We start from the raw sequence: 17,139 nt of genomic DNA, 5'->3' as shown, positions 1-17,139 counted from the left end.
CGTAGCTTTGAGCCATGCAAAAGACCCTTCTTGTGGTAGCCGGACCCACGGCCGTGGGCAAAACCGCGCTTTGCGTCCGACTGGCGAAAGAACTCGATACGGACGTGGTGTCGGCGGATTCGCGGCAGCTGTACCGGGAACTAGCCATCGGCACCGCCAAACCGACGCCGGAGGAGATGCAGGGTGTCCGGCACCATTTTGTGGATTCGCACAGCATTACGCAGCTAATTGGCGCGGGCCATTACGAACGGGAAGCCCTGGCCGTGCTGGATACTCTTTTTGAGAAAAAAGATATCGTGATTCTCTCCGGCGGAACGGGCCTGTACATCAATGCCGTCTGTTTCGGCCTCGACGATATTCCGGAAATCGACCCGGCGCTCCGCAAGCAGTTGATGCAGCGCCTGCAAACCGAAGGACTGGCCGCGTTGCAGGAAGAATTGCGGCAGCGCGACCCCGTGTATGTCGCCACAGCCGATCTGCAAAATTCCCAGCGGGTGGTGCGGGCGCTGGAAGTGACCATCCAGACCGGCCAGCCGTTTTCTTCCTTCCGCCGACAGGAGACCGCCCCGCGCCCCTTTACCCCCGTATTCGTCGCCCTCGACCGTCCCCGCGACGAACTCTACGCCCGAATCGACGCGCGCATGGACGAGATGCTGGCCCGCGGTCTGGTCGAGGAAGTCCGTTCGCTGGCCGCCTACCGACACCTGAACGCCTTACAGACGGTGGGTTACAAGGAAGTGTTTGGTTTTCTGGATGGAGAATACGACTACGAAACGATGGTCGAACTGCTCAAACGCAATTCCCGCCGCTACGCCAAACGCCAGCTCACCTGGTTCCGAAACGGAGGAAATTACCGCTGGTTCGGCGCAGAAGACGCGGAGGGGGTTTTGGAGTATGGAATGAACCGCGGCGGTGGGCCGCAGTGAATGATGAATGATGAAGGCTTCGCCTCTTTCTCCATATCGGATTGAGGCGAAGCCTTCATCATTCATCATTCATTTCCTTTCGTTCTCCCGGTAGGCGAGAATTCCGCCTACGAGGTTGCGGACGTTGGAGAAGCCGTTCTGTTCCAGAATCTGCTGGGCTTTGGCGGAACGGGCGCCCGAACGGCACTGCACGATGATTTCGTCGTCGCGGCGATCTTCCAGTTCATCGAGGCGATGGGGCAGGTCTCCGAGCGGAATCAGTTCGCCGCCGAGGTTGTCCTGGTCATATTCGTAATCCTCCCGCACGTCGATGAGATTGACTTTCTCGCCGCGGTCAAGGCGTTCTTTCAGTTCCTGTACGGTTATGTCCATGGTTTTTCGTGTTTATGGGTTGTTGGTTGGAATGATGAACTTCTTACTGCTTTACTTTTTGAAAAGCATATCATACGACGTAATGCCGACCATGCGCCAGGGCGAGACGGCCATTTTGCCTTTGATAGCCCGAATTTCGCGGGAGGCCAGGTCGTGTTCTTTGATCTTGAGCAGAGCCAGACCAAACCAGTTGCGTACGAAGGGCGTCAGCAGCTTCCCGTCCGTTGGCTCGCGGAAGCGTTCGTACAGGCCCCGAATATACGCCCGCCGGTTTTCATCGGCAAAAAAAGACTTGTAACCCTCTTCATCTCCCTCTAGTTTCAGATTGGTCCATTCTTCAAAAACGGCCGAGAGCCGCACGGAGGTTAGGAGTGGGTACGTATCCGAATCGACGTACGTGTCCAGAAACCTCGCCATTTCCTCAATGGAGCCATGCCATTTAGGAGCCAGATACAGCAGCATAGACATGTGCGCGCCGGGGTGCGATGGTTGCAGGGCGCGGGCGGCTTCGAAGTACGAAAAAGCCGTGGCGGTGTCACTTTCCTGTCCCATCAGCACCGGAATCATCCGGGCGGGTACGAGCGGGTCGGTCTGGTTAAGATGAGAGGCCCGCTCCAGCGCCTGAAAAGCAAGGGCGAGGTGTTCGAAGAAACCTTGGGCCTGTTCTTCCGTTACCTCGCTGGCCAGTTTACTGGTCCGGATATCCCAAGCTTTGCGGGTCATGGCAATGCCCTGCAGCAGGAACGCAAGGTATTGATCGGGCTGGGCGCGGGTCCAGGTCTCCACCGGGCCGTCCAGCTCCGGCTGGCAGGTGAGGCCTTCAATCACTAGACCTTGTTCGTCCCAGGCCATTGCTTTGTAGTGCTGCGCAAAGACATCATACTGTTCTTGTAGGAGGTAAGTTTTAAACTCCGGAACGCGTTTGTAATGCAGGTAAGTACTGGGGGTATTAGTATCCGGTTCGGAAGAACCGCCGAATAAGCGTTTGAAAAAAGACATGCGTACAAGTTAATGGTAAAACGGAAGCAACCGCCTACCGCGCCAGCAACACCTTCTGCGTGACTGCCTGCCGATCGTTTTGCAAGCGAAGATAATACAAACCGGGACTTAGATTGCTGAGGTCAGTCTCCTGTTGGCCGTTAACGGGAGCGATCGTGCGCAAAAGTTTTCCAGCGGCGTCGAACACGTCAATCTGCCGGAGGTCGGAATGGTCCCAGCGGATGGGGCCGCGCGTTGGATTGGGGTAAACCCGCAGCGGGGCCAGCGGCTCGTTCTGGGTGCCGGTCACGACGGTCGTGGCCCGTCCGCCCATCACCGGCCGGATCATCGGGATGCCCCGGACGTCGCTGCTGACGTCGGAGCCTAGATTCCAGCCTGAGCCGAGGTTTACGTAAAAGTTCGGCGCGTATGCCGTACCATTTTTGTCAAAGCCCACCGCAAAACCCTGCGCGGCTTCGGTAACCTGGGTCCAGCCTACAAAAAACGTGTCCGTTACGGCTACTCCGTCGGGCCGGTTGAACGGAAATTCGACAAAGCCGTTGCGGGAAGTGCCGTATCTGACCTGAGCCGACTGCTGATGCAGGACGGTGCCCGGCCGCCCCTGCTGGCTCGACATGACAGCAATCGAAAAAGCCTGGTTGCTGGCATCCTGAAGGTAGGGTACCAGATTGATGCGCAGTCCGGTGACGGCGTCGGGCCGGTTGGTGACAAACCGGAGCATGAACCGGGTGTAGGTCCGGCCGCTGTTGATAGCCATTTCCGCCGAGCCGTCGTCGTAGGCGTAGTAATCATCCAGCACGGTAAGGCTCGAAATGGTGTCGTTTCGCCGCAGGTTGACCGTCGGTAGGGACGGGTTCTGGTCGTCGGTCGTCAGGATGTCAAACGTAGAGCGAATGAGCGCGCGCTGTCCGGCAAAGGTAGCGGGAAGCGGCGTCGGACGTACCCGTTTCCCCTGCGATGCCAGCGACGCAATCGGCTGGGCCGACGGGTCTTCGTACGTCTGAATGACCTGCCCGCTGATCTCCTCGCGCACCCGGAAACGCAGGGTGGTAAAGTTGAAATTATTGAAGAGATTGACCAGATCGGTCCGAACGCTGTCGGCCGTTTCGGCGGCGGGATTCACCAGGTATTGCCGCAGCGGCATTGCCGTATACCGCTTCAGATAAGGCGATACCGGCGTCCGGACCGCGATATCCCGGATGTACCGGTCGCCAGCGTTGCGGTTGCGGTTCAGGTAGACATAATCCAGATTCCAGTTGTCGAAGGAACCGGAAGCCCGACCGAAGGTCTGAAAGCGGAACCGAAAGGCACCGTGGAGGTAAGCCCGGTCGCGGACCGGAATCAGGGTCTGTGTAAAGGCGCTGGTGGACGATGAAGCCGGGGATTTCCAGACGGTCGCCCAGTTGCCCTGGCTGTTGAGGAACTGGAGCCGGAGAGAGTCTTCGTCGTCCGGCAATTCGCCCAGTCCCTGCCGCTGCCAGTAGTAACTCAGGTAGACCGAGTCGGAAGGGGACAGCCCCGAGAGATCGATGGCCTGGGACGTCAGGGTGTCGGTACTCTGCACGCCCATTGCGTTGCCGAGTCCGTAGGGCCGCCCGGTCCGGTCGAGACCGTCGAAGGTCACCACGTTGCGCGAGGGCGCATTCAGGCCCAGGGTGTTGTTGACGTAAACGCCGCCGCTGCTCCACAGGGCCGGGTCCGGCTGGGCCGTTGCGGTCGAGAAATCGTCGAAAAAAGGCAGCACCAGCGCCGCCCGGCGGGCCGGACTGTGGCTAGCCCCCGGTTCCGAGACGGGCTGAACGGGCCAGAGGTTAAGCTGAGCCGAAGCGGACAGGTTACCGAGAAGGATAACCAGTAAACTTAGCAGGGCCTTGTATAAACCGAAAACCCGTGCCGCATCCTGGCGGAGCGGCACGGGTTGGCTGGATGCATGCAAATCTAAAAATGGGCTCATTGCTCCGGGCTCTCATCGATGTTTTCGGCCGGCCCGACGATCCAGAGGTCGATGATTTCTCCGACGCGGATAGTGGCTCCGGATTTGGCGGCGGGGTTCTGTTTGAGGACCGTGCCCACCTCTTTTTCCGGGTCATCTACTTCAATGACGGTGCCCACCTGCAGGTTCGATCCCTTGATGGTCAGTTTGGCTTCGTCGAGCGGCATTCCTACAACGTTCGGAACGGGGAATTTGGTATTTCCGTAGCCATCCCCGACTTCGAGGTCAATGATGGAGCCTTTCGGGAGCCGCGTGCCCGGCAGAATCTCCTTCCCGCGGTAAAGCTGTTTCAGCACCGAGTTCTGGGCCGGGTCGGGCACAAACTTGAGTTTTCCGAGGCCCAGTCCGTTGCTCGTCAGGGCGTACTGCGCGCTGATGAGCGTCTGGTCGACCAGCTTCGGCATGATGATCATCGGCGGATTGGGCGTGGTGATGGTCAGGTAGATTTTCCGGCCTTCCTTCACTTTCGTGCCCGGTCTGGGGTACTGCAGATAGACCGTATAAGGCTCGGCGCCGGCCACGTAGGTGCAGTCTTCGCTGATCTCGTAACGCAGGTCATGGTCGGCCAGAAAATCCTCCAGTTCGTCGGCGCTCATGCGCTTCAGGTCCGGGACCGTCACGGTCTGGCCGTGGTTGGTAGTGTAAGGCAGCCAGATAAAGAAAAAGCCCAGGAAAAGGGCGACAATCAGGCTGACGACGATTCCGATATGTACAAGCAGGTCGGCTTTGGAGCGGGTGCTGATTTTAGCCATGCAATCGTTAACAAATTGACTCTTTAACCGGTAAAATTAACGGATTCAACCCGCTTACCGGTACTGCGCCAGCATTTTTTTTATGTATTTCCCCACAATGTCGAACTCCAGATTGACGACGTCGCCCGGCCGGAGGTCCCGGAAGGTGGTGTGTTCGTACGTGTACGGAATGATGGTGACGCGGAACGAATCGGCTTCCGAATTGAAAACGGTCAGGCTGACGCCGTTGATGCAGATGGAGCCTTTCTCGACCGTCACGTTGCCGACCGTCGGGTCGTACTGGAAGTCAAACAGCCAGCTTCCGCCCATATCGGCCACGTTCGTACAAACGGCCGTCTGGTCCACATGCCCCTGCACGATATGCCCGTCGAAGCGGCCGTTGGCGGGCATGCAGCGTTCGAGATTGACCCGGCTGCCGACCTGCAACCGGCCCAGATTCGTTTTCCGGAGCGTTTCGTCCACCGCCGTGACCGTGTACTGCCCGCCTTCCACGGACGTGACGGTGAGGCAGACGCCGTTGTGGCTCAGGCTCTGGTCTATTTTTAACTCAGGGGCGATGGGGGCCTGGAGGCGAAACGTGAGGTTGGTCCCTTCGGGGATGATGTCGGTTACGGTGCCGAGGGATTCGATGATGCCGGTGAACATATTCTGAACGCTGATTACACGGATTAACGGATTGCGCTGATTAACTACAAACCAAATGGAACGGTTAGGGTGCCAAAGGTAAGCAGTTAATCGGCGTTGCTCCGACTCAGGACCATAAACAGCGAACTTCCGAAAGGCGTTCGGGGCAGCACCGTTTGTTCGGTTTTTACAATCCGGTACAGCGTTTCGTTAATGATATTTCCCGGAAAATAGACGTCCGAAGCGGGCTGGTCGGGACTTTGCAGACCCACTTTCAACTGAAACGACTGCCAGAGCCGGATCGCCAGAATGAGCGGGGCGAGCGCCAGACTCCAGTAGGTCGAATGGGCAATCCGCAGCCCGGCCTCTGGGGCAAACCGTTCGAAATCCGCCCGGACAAACCGCCGCTGGCTCCCCACGGCCTGGTCGTGCGAGCCCCGGAAGACGTTGAAGGCGTTGTTGTTGGAAATCAGCACACCGCCCGGAGCCAGCCGTTTCCGCATTTCGCGCAGCAGCGTCCGCAGGCCCGCATCGTCGAAGTAGCAGAACACGTCGTTGCAGACGATCACGTCGTAGGTTTCGCCGGGTGCGTAGCCGCCGAAATCGTTCAGGTTCAACAGACTCACGTTCAGGCCGCGCTGCCGGGAGAAGTCCACGGCATCGGCCGAGCCGTCGACGCCGCGCAGGTCCGTATACCCCGCTTCGGTCAGGGAACTGAGCATCCCGCCCGTGCCGCAGCCCGCATCCAGAATGCGGAGGTCGCGGCGGGAGCCAAACCGGGCTTCGATGGCCTGCAACACCCGGCCGTGCAGGATGCGGTACCACCACAGTCGCTGCTCCAGCCGAAACATTTTTTCGTATTCGTCGTGTTTTCCGATCATAAAAAGGGCGTCAGTCGCCTAAAAGTCGTCAGTTGGCAATCGCCCGGCCTCCCGGCTGCTCCCGACCGGAGCGGCGGATGCCTGGCGACGGACCACTTTTTTCACTACAAAAGCCGGGAGTCCACTCTGGGCCATAAACAGTTTACCGAGGTACTCGCTCATCACGCCCAGAAACAGGGTCACGAAGCCCGTCAGCAGCAGCAGGGCGCACAGAACGACCTGCCAGCCCGCTACCCCGTAGCCCAGCAGAGCCGCCGCCAGCAGGGCGGTTCCGGCCAGCAGCCCACTTCCGGAGAGGCCCGCTCCGGCCAGCGTGAACACCCGCAGGGGCAGGGGCGAGTAGCAAACCAGCACGTTGACAAACAGCGAGACGAGCTTGCCGACCGTGTAGTTGGAGCGGCCTTCCTGCCGTTTTTCGTGCTGCACCTGCACCGCCCCGACATTCCGGGTAACGCGGAAAATGAGTCCGTCGATGTACGGATACGGCCCCGTGTACCGGACGATTTCCCGCACGACCTCGTCGCGAATGAGCTTGAAGCTCGACAGGTAGAGGTCTTTCGGCTTTTGGAGCAGATGGGTCGCCAGGGCGTTGGTCAGGCGGCTGCCGAGGTTGCGGAACCAGTGGTGCTGCTTGCTGGCGTAATAGCTGTAGACAACGTCGTAACCGCCCGTTTCGGCCGTTTGCACCAGCTTCAGAATCTCTTCGGGCGGGTTCTGGAAATCGTCGTCAATAATGACCGTGTACCGGCCGCGGGCGTAGTTGAGTCCGCAGAGCACCGCGTTGAACTCGCCGAAATTACGCCGCAGGGCAACCGCCGTGACGTTCTCGTACTGCTCGGCCAGCCGGATAGCCACCTGCTCGGAACGGTCGCGGCTGCCGTCGTTGACCAGCACCACCTCGAACGCATAGGCCGACAGGGCGGTCTGCAGTCGCTCCAGCAGCGGAGGCAGCGTGGTTTCACTGTTGTAAACGGGGATGACGACGGAGAGAAGCACAGCGATGAATAATGAATAATGAAAAATGAATTCGGTTCCGGCCGGGCAGGGTCGTGGGCGTTGAGGAACGGGCTAACGTTCGCAGGGACATTGGTTGATCACCGCAATGACCCGCTGAATATCCTCTTCGCGGTGCACCGGACTGAGCGGCAGGCTGACCACTTCGCGGTGAATCTGCTCCGTAATGGGAAACGGAAGTCCGTTCCAGGCGGCGTAGGCCCGCTGCTGGTGCGGTGGCACGGGGTAATGAATGACGGTCTGAACGCCGTTCTGGTTCAGGTGGTCCACCAGCGTTTCGCGCTTCGGATGGCGGACGACAAACAGGTGCCAGGCGTCCTGTTCCGCCGTGCCCGCCGGGGGGAGCGTCAGGTCCGGGTGACGAATCCCGTCGAGGTAAAGCCGGGCGAGTCCTCTTCGGCGCTCGTTTTCGGCTTCCAGAAACGGCAGTTTGGCCGACAGGATAGCGGCCTGCAATTCGTCGAGGCGGCTGTTGAGGCCAATGTAGTCGTTGAAATACTTGATGCTGGAACCGTAGTTGCGCAGGTGCCGCAGGCGGTCGGCGAGCTGGTCGTCGCTGGTGGTGATGCCTCCGCCGTCGCCGAGTGCCCCGAGGTTTTTGCCGGGATAAAAACTGAACCCCGCCGCATCGCCCAGATTGCCGGCCATCCGGCCTTCGTACTGCGCGCCGTGGGCCTGGGCCACATCTTCAATGATTTTCAGTCCGTATCGGTCGGCCAGCGCCCGGATGGGCTTCATGTCGCAGCAGCGGCCGTAGAGGTGTACTACCAGAATGGCTTTGGTCCGCGGGGTGATTTGGGCCTCTATCAACGCCGGGTCGATCAGGTAAGTCCGCAGGTCGGGCTCGACCAGCACGGGCGTCAGGCCCGCGTGCGTAACGGCCAGGATGGAGGCGATGTAGGTGTTGGCCGGCACGATGACCTCGCTGTCGGCCGCAAAGTCGTAGGCTTTCAGAATCAGCGTCAGGGCATCCAGGCCGTTGGCGACTCCGATGCAGTGGCGGGTGCCCACATAAGCGGCAAACTGTTCTTCAAACTGCCGCACCTCTTTCCCCAGAATATACCAGCCCGACTGAACTACCCGCTGCATGGCCTCCTCAATGCGGGCCCGGTGCGGGGCATTGACCTGGTATAAATCCAGAAATGGAATCATGCGTGCTGGTATTTTTCGTAGATGTAATCGGCGGGGTCGTACACTTCGTTTGAAAGCTGCAGCAGAACGGCCCCTTCGCCGATCCGGTCGATTCTCCGCCAGTCGCCCGGTTCCAGAATGAGGCATTTCTGGGGCTCGTCCAGAACATACAATTCTTCGCCCGCCCCGGTGTTGACGTAGATCCGGCAGCTCCCGTTCAGGCACATAAACGCGCTCCAGGCTTTGTGATGCCGGTATCCGATGCCAATTTCGCCGGCGTTTTCGTGGACGTAGAAAACCCGTTTTATCGTACCCGGAATTATTTTTTCAAATACGGTGAGATTGCCGGATTCTGAAGAAAATGTATTTAATTCGAGTAGCTGAGCCATATTTAGGGAATGTTCTTCCTGCGGATGAAAACGCCGAAAATTATAGGGAAAGTTACTAATATTTTTCCCTGTTGCTAAAGTTAGAACTATACAAATAGGCCACTTCAACCAGTTCCGGGCCTCAAACCCGCCCGGAAACGACCCGGCAGGAAACGCTTGTCGGGTTCTGTAACCCGTTGGTAATTAAATGAAAAGTAAATTCTTTGCCCGATTGCTGTGGTCCAACAGCTCACTTTTTCTTTTGGTAAATTTTTTCTGCTTTTTTGGGACATCGTGCGGTAATTCTTCGGATGTATCGGACCCCGAAGCGTACCGGCAGGAACTGGCCCGGAAGCGGAAAGAAAAGGACGATTTTTACCAAACCAGCGCCGAATCACCCATTACGGACAGGAAAGCGTTTAAAGGGCTTTCTTATTTTGACCCCGACCCCGCCTACCGGGTCACCGCCCGGATTGAACCTTTTGCCGACAAATCCCAGCGACTGGTCATTCCGATGAGCGACGGCTCGGAAGATGTGTATACCAAATATGCCCATGCCGTATTCAGTCTGCAGGGCGAAGTCTGCCGGGTGCTTCTTCTGAAACACGGCACGACGCTGTCTCTACTCTTTAAGGACCTGACCAATGGAAAGGAAACTTACGGAGGGGGCCGCTACATCGACTTTGAAGAGGACGAAGTAAAGGAAAACCGGCTGGTAGTCGATTTCAACACGGCTTACCACCCTTATTGCGCCTTTAACCACGAGTACGCCTGCCCGCTGCCGCCGAAAGAGAACACCCTTCCGGTCGCCGTGAAAGCAGGAGAGAAGCTCGGGGGCGGTCGGTAACAAGTAGTAAGTCGGTAAGTCGTAAGTCTGCAACAAGTCGTAAGTCGATAAGCGGTCCGCCGCTGCGGTCGTAAGCGGCTTCGCCTCAATCGGAAACCGGCGGAGCGACTTACGACCGCAGCGGCGGACCGCTTACCGACTTACGACTTATTACCGACTTATTTTCCCCTATCTTTGTGTTTTAACCCAATTGCTTACCCAGCAAAGAGATTATAGGTAGATTGCTTTATGAAGATTTCGTATAAATGGCTGCAGCAGCTGATTGACCTGCCGGAATCACCCGAAGAAATTGGCCGGGTGCTGACCGGCACTGGCCTGGAAGTAGAAGGAATTGAACCCGTAGAAGCCGTTCCGGGCGGGCTGAAAGGCGTAGTCATTGGAGAAGTACTGACCTGCGAAAAACACCCCGACGCCGATAAACTGAGCATTACCACCGTAGACGCCGGACAGAGCCAGCCGCTGAACATCGTCTGCGGCGCGCCGAACGTAGCCGCCGGACAAAAGGTGGTCGTGGCGCTGGTCGGAGCTACCCTGTACCCGACGGGCGGGGAGCCGTTCGTCATCAAAAAGGCCAAAATCCGCGGGGCGGCTTCGGAAGGCATGATCTGCGCCGAAGACGAAATCGGCTTGGGAACCTCCCATGCGGGCATTATCGTGCTGGACCCGAACGGTCCGGTCGCTCAACTGCCCAACGGTACGCCGGCGGCGGCCTATTTTGGCCTGGAAGATGACTTTACCATTGAAATCGGCCTGACGCCCAACCGGGCCGACGCCGCTTCGCACCTGGGCGTCGCCCGCGACCTGAGAGCCGTTCTGAACCGGGAGGTCCGCCGCCCGTCGGTGGAGGCTTTTTTGGTGGCGAATACCGACCTGACCCTGGAGGTGCGCGTCGAAAATCCGGAAGCCTGCCCGCGTTACGCCGGTCTGACGATCTCCGGCCTGAAGGTCGCCGAATCGCCCGACTGGCTCAAGAAACGGCTGCAGGCCATCGGACTGGCGCCGATCAACAACGTGGTGGACATCACTAACTACGTGCAGCACGAACTCGGTCAGCCGCTGCACGCCTTCGACGCGGCGGCCATCGCGGGCGGACAGGTCATCGTCAAAACGGTGGCGGAAGGAACGCCGTTCGTCACCCTCGACGGCGTGGAGCGGAAGCTGCTGGCTTCGGACCTGATGATTTGCAACGCCGACGAGCCGATGTGCATTGCGGGCGTTTTCGGCGGAAAGACGTCGGGCGTTTCGGAAAGCACCACGGCCATTTTCCTCGAATCCGCCTATTTTCATCCGGCCTGGATTCGGAAAACGTCGCAGAAGCACGGTCTGAAGACCGACGCCTCGTTCCGTTTTGAGCGGGGCACGGACCCGAATCTGCCGGTGTATGCCCTGCAACGGGCGGCGCTGCTGATTCAGGAAGTGGCGGGCGGCGCGGTCAGCTCCGAGGTGGTGGACCTGTACCCCAGCCCCGTGGCCGACCGGCCGGTGCCGGTGCGTTACCGGAACATCGACCGGCTGATCGGCCTCACGCTCGACCGGGCCGAAATCCGGCGCATCCTCGAAAGTCTGGATATCCGGCTGGCGGACGCGACGGACGAAGGATTTACGGCGCTGGTGCCGCCCTACCGCGTGGATGTGGAACGGGAGGCCGATGTAGTGGAAGAAATTCTGCGCATCTACGGCGTGGACAATGTGCCGCTGTCGGACTCGCTGCGGGCCGATTTTCTGTCGGATTTTCCCGAGACCGATCCAGATGCGCTGCAGTTCCGCATCAGCCAGGTTCTGGCGGCCAACGGTTTTTTTGAAACGATGACCAATTCGATGACGCGCCCGGCTCTGAACGAAGCCATTCGGGCGACGCTGCCGAATGCGGACGTGACGCTGCTGAATCCGCTGAGCGAAGACCTGTCGGTGCTGCGGCAGACGCTGCTGTTCTCGGGGCTGGAAACGCTGGTTTACAACCTCAACCGTCGTCAGAAAGACCTGAAGATTTTTGAATTTGGAAAGATTTACTCCCAGGCCGGAGAAAAGTACGTCGAAAAACGGCGGCTGGGTATGTGGATGGTCGGCAACGACCAGAGCGAAAGCTGGGCGACGAAGGGGCGTCCGGTGCAGTACCACGATCTGGCGGCGGCGGTGCAGAAAGTGCTGACCTCGCTGCGGCTCACCGTAACGGATTCAGAACCCGCCGACCCGGCCCTGTTCCAGTACGGCCTGACGTACCGGCTCAACAAAAAACCGGTCGTGACCCTGGGCCTCGTGAAGCCGTCGCTGGCCAAACTCGTGGACCTCAAGCAGCCCGTGTTTTACGCCGATTTCGACTGGGAATATCTGGTGAAACAGTACAGCAGCAAGGTCGTCTTTGCCGAGGTGCCGCGTTTCCCGGAAGTGCGCCGCGACCTGTCGCTGGTGCTGGACAAGACCGTGACCTACGACCAGATTTCGCGTCTGGCCCGTCAGGCGGAGCGGAAACTCCTGCGCGACATCAACGTTTTCGACGTGTACGAAGGCGAGAATCTGGGGCAGGATAAGAAATCGTACTCCGTAAGCTTTATTCTGCAGGATCCCAACCAAACCCTCAACGATGCGGTTATCGATAAGACGATGCAGCGGTTGATGGCGACTTTTGAGCGGGAACTGGGCGCTGTAATCAGGAAGTAGTTTAGGATTTATAGTTTAGGGTTTAAGATTTATAGTTGCTTCGCCATAGCCCGGATTGGCAGAGCAACTATAAACCATAGACTATAAACCCTAAACCATAAACCAATTTTAACCCGACGCACGTTAATCCGCCGTACAACCATGGGACCAGGCAACTACCCGATTTTTTCCCAGTTTGATTTTCTGGAAAATAAAATTGCCCGGCTGGTGGGTGAACTGCAGGCTGCCCGGAGTGTCATGGGCCAGCTCCAGGCGGAGAACGAACGGCTGAACAATACCCTGCAGCAACAGCAGCAGGAAATTCGCCAATTGCAGAAAAAAGTGGAAAAAGCGGCGGCAATTCCGTCATCTTTTTCAAAATCAACAAATTTTAGTAAAATTGTAAGTGACAATCGTAACGACACAGCGACGATTGCCGAGTTGAAGCAACAATTGACGGTATACATCGACGAAATCGACCGGTGTATTGCCTACCTGGGTAATTTGACATAAACAACAGCCGGGCAACGGATTATCATTTCAATCCGCCGCTTAGCTGTCGGAATAACGGACGCCTTGAGAACCGCACTAGGGGACTGCGGGCTTCCTGACACCAATAGCCAAAGTATAATGGGTGAACCGCTTTCCATAACCATTCGCATTGCGGGGCGTGAATATCCGGTCAGGGTACCGGCGGAGGAAGAATTTTACCTCCGCGAAGCCGCCCGGATTGTCAACGAACGCATGAAAATACACCGCGAAAACGGCTGGCACGAAGACCATTCCATCTTGTCGCTGGTTGCTCTGGAGAGTGTGGTCGCCCGGCTAAAGGGAGAGGACTATGCCAATGAATTACAGAAAATGGTAGCAGAACGCCTGACGCGGGTGGACCGGCTGGTAAGCCCGGTTCTGCCGCATTGACGCTTCACGGTCGGCATTCGATTCGTCTGTGGTAACCCTATGTTTCACACAAACGAATAAGGAAATGGAGGCAAATTTTTGGGTCATGCTTCTGTCTGACCTGCTGGCCCTGGGGGTCGGCATTTATATTGGCAGAAAGCTTCTGGGCCGCCTGTTCACCAAGCGCGAGCAGGAAGCGGAAGCCCGGGCGGCTGAAATCATAAAAAATGCAGAACAGTCGGCCGAGACAATTAAAAAAGACCGGATTCTGGAGGCCAAGGAGAAATATCTCAAACTCAAGATGGAGTTTGAAGAAGAGGCCAACAAGAAGAAGAATATCCTGATTACGAACGAAAACAAGCTTAAACAACGGGAACAGCAGCTTCAGCAGATGGGCGACCAGCAGAAGCGCCGTGAACAGGAACTCGACCAACTGAAGCAACAACTACAGCAACAGCAGGATTCGATTGGCCGACGCCGCGAAGAAGCCGAGCGCATGCGCCAGCAACAGGTGGAAGCGCTGGAAAAAATCGCCAGTCTGACCGCCGACCAGGCCCGTGAACAGCTTGTGGACGCCCTGAAAGCCGAAGCCGAATCCCGCGCCTCCTCCTACGTGAAGAGCATCGTCGAAGAGGCGAAGCTGACCGCGACCAAGGAAGCCAAAAAAGTCGTTATCGAAACCATCCAGCGGACGGCCGCCGAACACGCCATCGAAAACTGCGTATCGGTGTTCAACATTGAATCGGACGACATCAAAGGGAAGGTCATCGGTCGCGAAGGCCGGAACATCCGGGCGCTGGAAGCTGCTACGGGCGTTGAAATCATCGTGGACGATACGCCGGAAGCCATCATCATTTCGGGTTTTGACCCCGTTCGCCGCGAGATCGCGCGCCTGTCGCTGCACCGCCTCGTTCAGGATGGCCGGATTCACCCTGCCCGGATCGAAGAAGTGGTCGCCAAAACCCGCAAGAACATCGAGGACGAAATCGTGGAAATCGGTGAACGGACGGTGATCGACCTGGGTATCCACGGACTGCATCCCGAACTGATCAAGATGGTCGGCCGCATGCGTTTTCGTTCGTCCTACGGGCAAAACCTGCTCCAGCACTCCCGCGAAGTAGCCAAGCTCTGCGCCACGATGGCTGCCGAACTGGGTCTGAACGCCAAAATGGCCAAACGTGCCGGTCTGCTGCACGACATCGGTAAGGTATGGCACGAAGAGGCCGAACTGCCGCACGCCATTCTCGGGATGGAACTCGCCAAGAAATACAAGGAGCATCCGGACGTCTGCAACGCCATCGGCGCGCACCACGACGAGATCGAGATGACGACCATGATTTCGCCGCTGGTGCAGGTTTGTGACGCCATTTCCGGTTCACGACCGGGCGCCCGGCGCGAGATGATGGAGTCGTACATCAAGCGCCTGAAGGAACTCGAAGACCTTGCCACCAGCTTCCCCGGTGTAACCAAGTGCTACGCCATCCAGGCCGGTCGCGAACTCCGCGTGATGGTCGATGCCGACAGCGTAACGGACGAAAAAGCGAACACGCTCTCGTTTGACATCTCGCAGAAGATCGAAAAAGAAATGCAGTACCCCGGCCAGATCAAAGTAACGGTCATCCGGGAGATGCGGTCGGTCGCGTATGCGAAGTAAGGAATGACTGAATGGCTAAATGACTGAATGACTGATTAGCTTCGCCGAGGTAGAATTTGCGAAGCCAATCAGTCATTCAGTCATTTAGCCATTCAGTCATTTAAAACTTGGGAAGCTGCACCAGCGGCCCGGACGGCATGCCCATGATCGCCTGGACGCCTTCGGCTTTCAGGCTGTCGGGCAGGATCTGGACGTCGAGTTTCAGCTGTTTTTTGAGGTTCTCGTAGTTGTTTCGGCCGTCCTGATAAGCCGGGTTGACCTGCGTGGACAGGAAGAAATAATGCGACGCCAGATGGTAACGGCGGGCTTCCTGGTACATCACGCCCAGATTGTTGTAGGCCGGAGCATAGGCCGAAGAGGTCCGGATGGTCTGTTTGTAGAAATAAATGGCCGAATCCCGGTTCGGAATCAGCTTCTGGTAGGCGTAGGCCAGTGAAAAGTACGCTTCACCGAAATTCGGGTAAATCTCCGTCGAGCGGCGCAGGTGGTACACCGCCTTGTTGAAATACTCCCGCTTCCTGCCCGGATTCTTCTCCTCCTGACACTTATTAATCCACTCGTTCGCCACGTGCCGATGCACCTGACAACTGTTGTCGGCGTATTCGAGTCCGCTGTTGAACAGCGTAAAATTATCTTTCCAGTCCTCGTTCCGGGTGATGGTCCGGAAGCTGAACAGAGCCGTCACCACCACCGAGAGGCCGACCAGCACGCCATAACGCTTCATGACGGGCAGTTCGTCGGACAGATTCAGACGGGTTTTCAGAAGCAGGTCCAGACCGGCGAGGGCGGCGATTACGAAGCCCAGGACCGGCGAGTACAGGAAACGTTCGGCCAGAATCCCGCCCCGCAAAAGGACGAAGCCCAGGCCCGGGGTCATGGCGATGAACATCCAGGCCAGCCCAAAGCCCCAGACGGTCCGGCGGAAAAAGCCCCGGATGGCCAGCCACGCCAGCCCGACAAACGAAGCCAGGCCCGCCAGTGTCAGCCAGTCGCCCGGCCGACCGGAGGGAATGACGTTGTAGGAGTAATCGTAAGACAGGTGATAAGGTACGACCAGCAGCCGCAGGTAATGCGCAAAAAACTTGAACGTGGTCAGGAATTTCGTCTTTTCGAGCGCGTACGGGTAGTTGGCCCAGTCGACCGGAGGAGCACCGCTGAGCGTGCCGATCATGATTTTTTTCTGCCAGAAGAAGAGCGCCGTAACCAGCAGATACGGCCAGATACTCAGCACCGATTCCCAGATGGAGCGGCGGGCAAAGGTGTACTGCATAATGGCGATCAGCCCCAGCCCCACCAGCGACGATTCTTTGGAAAGGTACGTCAGATACATCCAGACCGCGGCCATTACGATCCAACTCCTGTCCTTCGTTTCCAGATACCGCCAGTGCGAATACAGCACGAGCGTCATGAACAGGAAGCTCAGCATTTCGTCCCGGCTCTTAATGTTGGCGACCACCTCCGTATGGATGGGGTGCGCCATGAACAGCAGGGCAATCAGGGCGGTGAAAACCGTGCGGCCCGGCAGCCATTTCTGCAACAGCAGAACCAGAAAAAAGCCCGTCAGCCCGTACAGCACCGCGTTGATGATGTGACTCAGATGCGGGTCCGCGTTGAAAAACTCTTTTTCCAGCGCGAAAGTGATCAGCGCCAGCGGGCGGTAGTACCCCAGCGAAATATTGCTGAAGTGCCAGAACTCGGTCCGGAGCAAATCGGGAATGCCTTCAATGCCTTTCTGCACAAACAGGTTCTGCGTAATGGCAGCAATGTCGTCCAGCGCCAGTCCGTGATTGAAGGTGTTGATGTATAGCGCAAAACCGATTGCACCAATCAGGACGCCCCAGAGCGGCGACAGGGGACGCGGGTCCAGGGCCGTTGGCGGAGCCGAGGATTTGACGCGTACAGGCTGGGTCAGCGGGCCGGTACGGACCGGGTTCGAAACGGCGGGGGTAGGGCGGACTGCCGGCTTTTGCGTGGGTGTCTTAGGACTTTTTTTAGCCATAGGTACTGATCAGGCAAAAAGAATGTTCAACTTTAAGATACC

At 57.7% G+C, this 17,139-nt stretch carries 16 protein-coding genes; 6 read left to right on the top strand and 10 right to left on the bottom strand.

Annotated elements, in window-relative coordinates:
- Positions 1 to 14 precede the first annotated feature (14 nt).
- Positions 15 to 926, top strand: a complete 912-nt coding sequence (miaA, locus tag ORG26_RS06850) for a tRNA (adenosine(37)-N6)-dimethylallyltransferase MiaA (protein ID WP_266367907.1) — start codon at positions 15 to 17, stop codon at positions 924 to 926.
- Between the two features lie 69 nt (positions 927 to 995).
- Here the strand turns inward: miaA and ORG26_RS06845 are convergent, their stop codons facing one another.
- The 9 genes from ORG26_RS06845 to ORG26_RS06805 all read right to left on the bottom strand — a co-directional run bounded on the left by ORG26_RS06845 (position 996) and on the right by ORG26_RS06805 (position 9,081).
- Entirely contained in the window at positions 996 to 1,298 is a 303-nt protein-coding gene (locus ORG26_RS06845) for a rhodanese-like domain-containing protein (RefSeq protein WP_266367905.1), read from the bottom strand.
- Positions 1,299 to 1,349: 51 nt separating this feature from the next.
- A complete protein-coding gene (locus ORG26_RS06840) occupies positions 1,350 to 2,297 on the bottom strand; it encodes a DUF4034 domain-containing protein (protein WP_266367903.1) in 948 nt (315 codons plus the stop codon).
- 34 nt (positions 2,298 to 2,331) lie between these two features.
- Positions 2,332 to 4,251, bottom strand: a complete 1,920-nt coding sequence (locus ORG26_RS06835; protein ID WP_266367901.1) for a T9SS type A sorting domain-containing protein — start codon at positions 4,249 to 4,251, stop codon at positions 2,332 to 2,334.
- On the bottom strand, positions 4,248 to 5,042 hold the full coding sequence (locus tag ORG26_RS06830; protein WP_266367899.1) for a PASTA domain-containing protein: 795 nt from the start codon (positions 5,040 to 5,042) through the stop codon (positions 4,248 to 4,250). Before ORG26_RS06830 ends, ORG26_RS06835 begins: the two co-directional genes overlap by 4 nt.
- Positions 5,043 to 5,096: 54 nt before the next feature.
- A complete protein-coding gene (locus ORG26_RS06825; RefSeq protein WP_266367897.1) occupies positions 5,097 to 5,687 on the bottom strand; it encodes a riboflavin synthase in 591 nt (196 codons plus the stop codon).
- An 86-nt stretch (positions 5,688 to 5,773) separates the two neighbouring features.
- Positions 5,774 to 6,547 (bottom strand): class I SAM-dependent DNA methyltransferase, encoded by a 774-nt coding sequence (locus ORG26_RS06820; RefSeq protein WP_266367895.1) that lies wholly within the window; start codon positions 6,545 to 6,547, stop codon positions 5,774 to 5,776.
- A gap of 18 nt (positions 6,548 to 6,565) precedes the next feature.
- A complete protein-coding gene (locus ORG26_RS06815; RefSeq protein WP_266367893.1) occupies positions 6,566 to 7,543 on the bottom strand; it encodes a glycosyltransferase family 2 protein in 978 nt (325 codons plus the stop codon).
- A 72-nt stretch (positions 7,544 to 7,615) separates the two neighbouring features.
- Positions 7,616 to 8,713, bottom strand: a complete 1,098-nt coding sequence (locus tag ORG26_RS06810; protein WP_266367891.1) for a DegT/DnrJ/EryC1/StrS family aminotransferase — start codon at positions 8,711 to 8,713, stop codon at positions 7,616 to 7,618.
- Positions 8,710 to 9,081 (bottom strand): sugar 3,4-ketoisomerase, encoded by a 372-nt coding sequence (locus ORG26_RS06805; protein WP_266367889.1) that lies wholly within the window; start codon positions 9,079 to 9,081, stop codon positions 8,710 to 8,712. Before ORG26_RS06805 ends, ORG26_RS06810 begins: the two co-directional genes overlap by 4 nt.
- A gap of 241 nt (positions 9,082 to 9,322) precedes the next feature.
- On the opposite strand from ORG26_RS06805, the gene ORG26_RS06800 reads away from it, so the two are divergent.
- The 5 genes from ORG26_RS06800 (at position 9,323) to rny (ending at position 15,098) form a co-directional block, all read left to right on the top strand.
- Complete coding sequence (locus ORG26_RS06800; RefSeq protein ID WP_266367886.1) at positions 9,323 to 9,907, top strand: DUF1684 domain-containing protein; 585 nt, start codon at positions 9,323 to 9,325, stop codon at positions 9,905 to 9,907.
- Between the two features lie 228 nt (positions 9,908 to 10,135).
- Entirely contained in the window at positions 10,136 to 12,565 is a 2,430-nt protein-coding gene (pheT, locus tag ORG26_RS06795; protein WP_266367884.1) for a phenylalanine--tRNA ligase subunit beta, read from the top strand.
- A gap of 141 nt (positions 12,566 to 12,706) precedes the next feature.
- The gene (locus ORG26_RS06790) at positions 12,707 to 13,057 is read left to right on the top strand and encodes a hypothetical protein (protein ID WP_266367883.1); all 351 of its coding nucleotides are present in this window, start codon (positions 12,707 to 12,709) and stop codon (positions 13,055 to 13,057) included.
- A gap of 117 nt (positions 13,058 to 13,174) precedes the next feature.
- The gene (locus ORG26_RS06785; protein WP_266367881.1) at positions 13,175 to 13,465 is read left to right on the top strand and encodes a cell division protein ZapA; all 291 of its coding nucleotides are present in this window, start codon (positions 13,175 to 13,177) and stop codon (positions 13,463 to 13,465) included.
- 64 nt (positions 13,466 to 13,529) lie between these two features.
- Positions 13,530 to 15,098, top strand: coding sequence for a ribonuclease Y (gene rny, locus ORG26_RS06780; protein WP_266367879.1), 1,569 nt, complete (start codon positions 13,530 to 13,532; stop codon positions 15,096 to 15,098).
- A 100-nt stretch (positions 15,099 to 15,198) separates the two neighbouring features.
- Here rny and ORG26_RS06775 read toward each other — a convergent pair whose 3' ends face one another.
- Positions 15,199 to 17,097: a tetratricopeptide repeat protein gene (locus tag ORG26_RS06775; protein WP_266367877.1), complete on the bottom strand. Its 1,899-nt coding sequence runs from the start codon at positions 17,095 to 17,097 to the stop codon at positions 15,199 to 15,201.
- Positions 17,098 to 17,139: the final 42 nt, after the last annotated feature.

It is taken from the genome of Tellurirhabdus rosea (assembly GCF_026278345.1).
In the GTDB taxonomy this organism is placed as follows: domain Bacteria; phylum Bacteroidota; class Bacteroidia; order Cytophagales; family Spirosomataceae; genus Tellurirhabdus; species Tellurirhabdus rosea.
The sequence above is the reverse complement of the archived record's forward strand: the minus strand, read 5'-3'. Positions and strand labels throughout refer to the sequence as shown.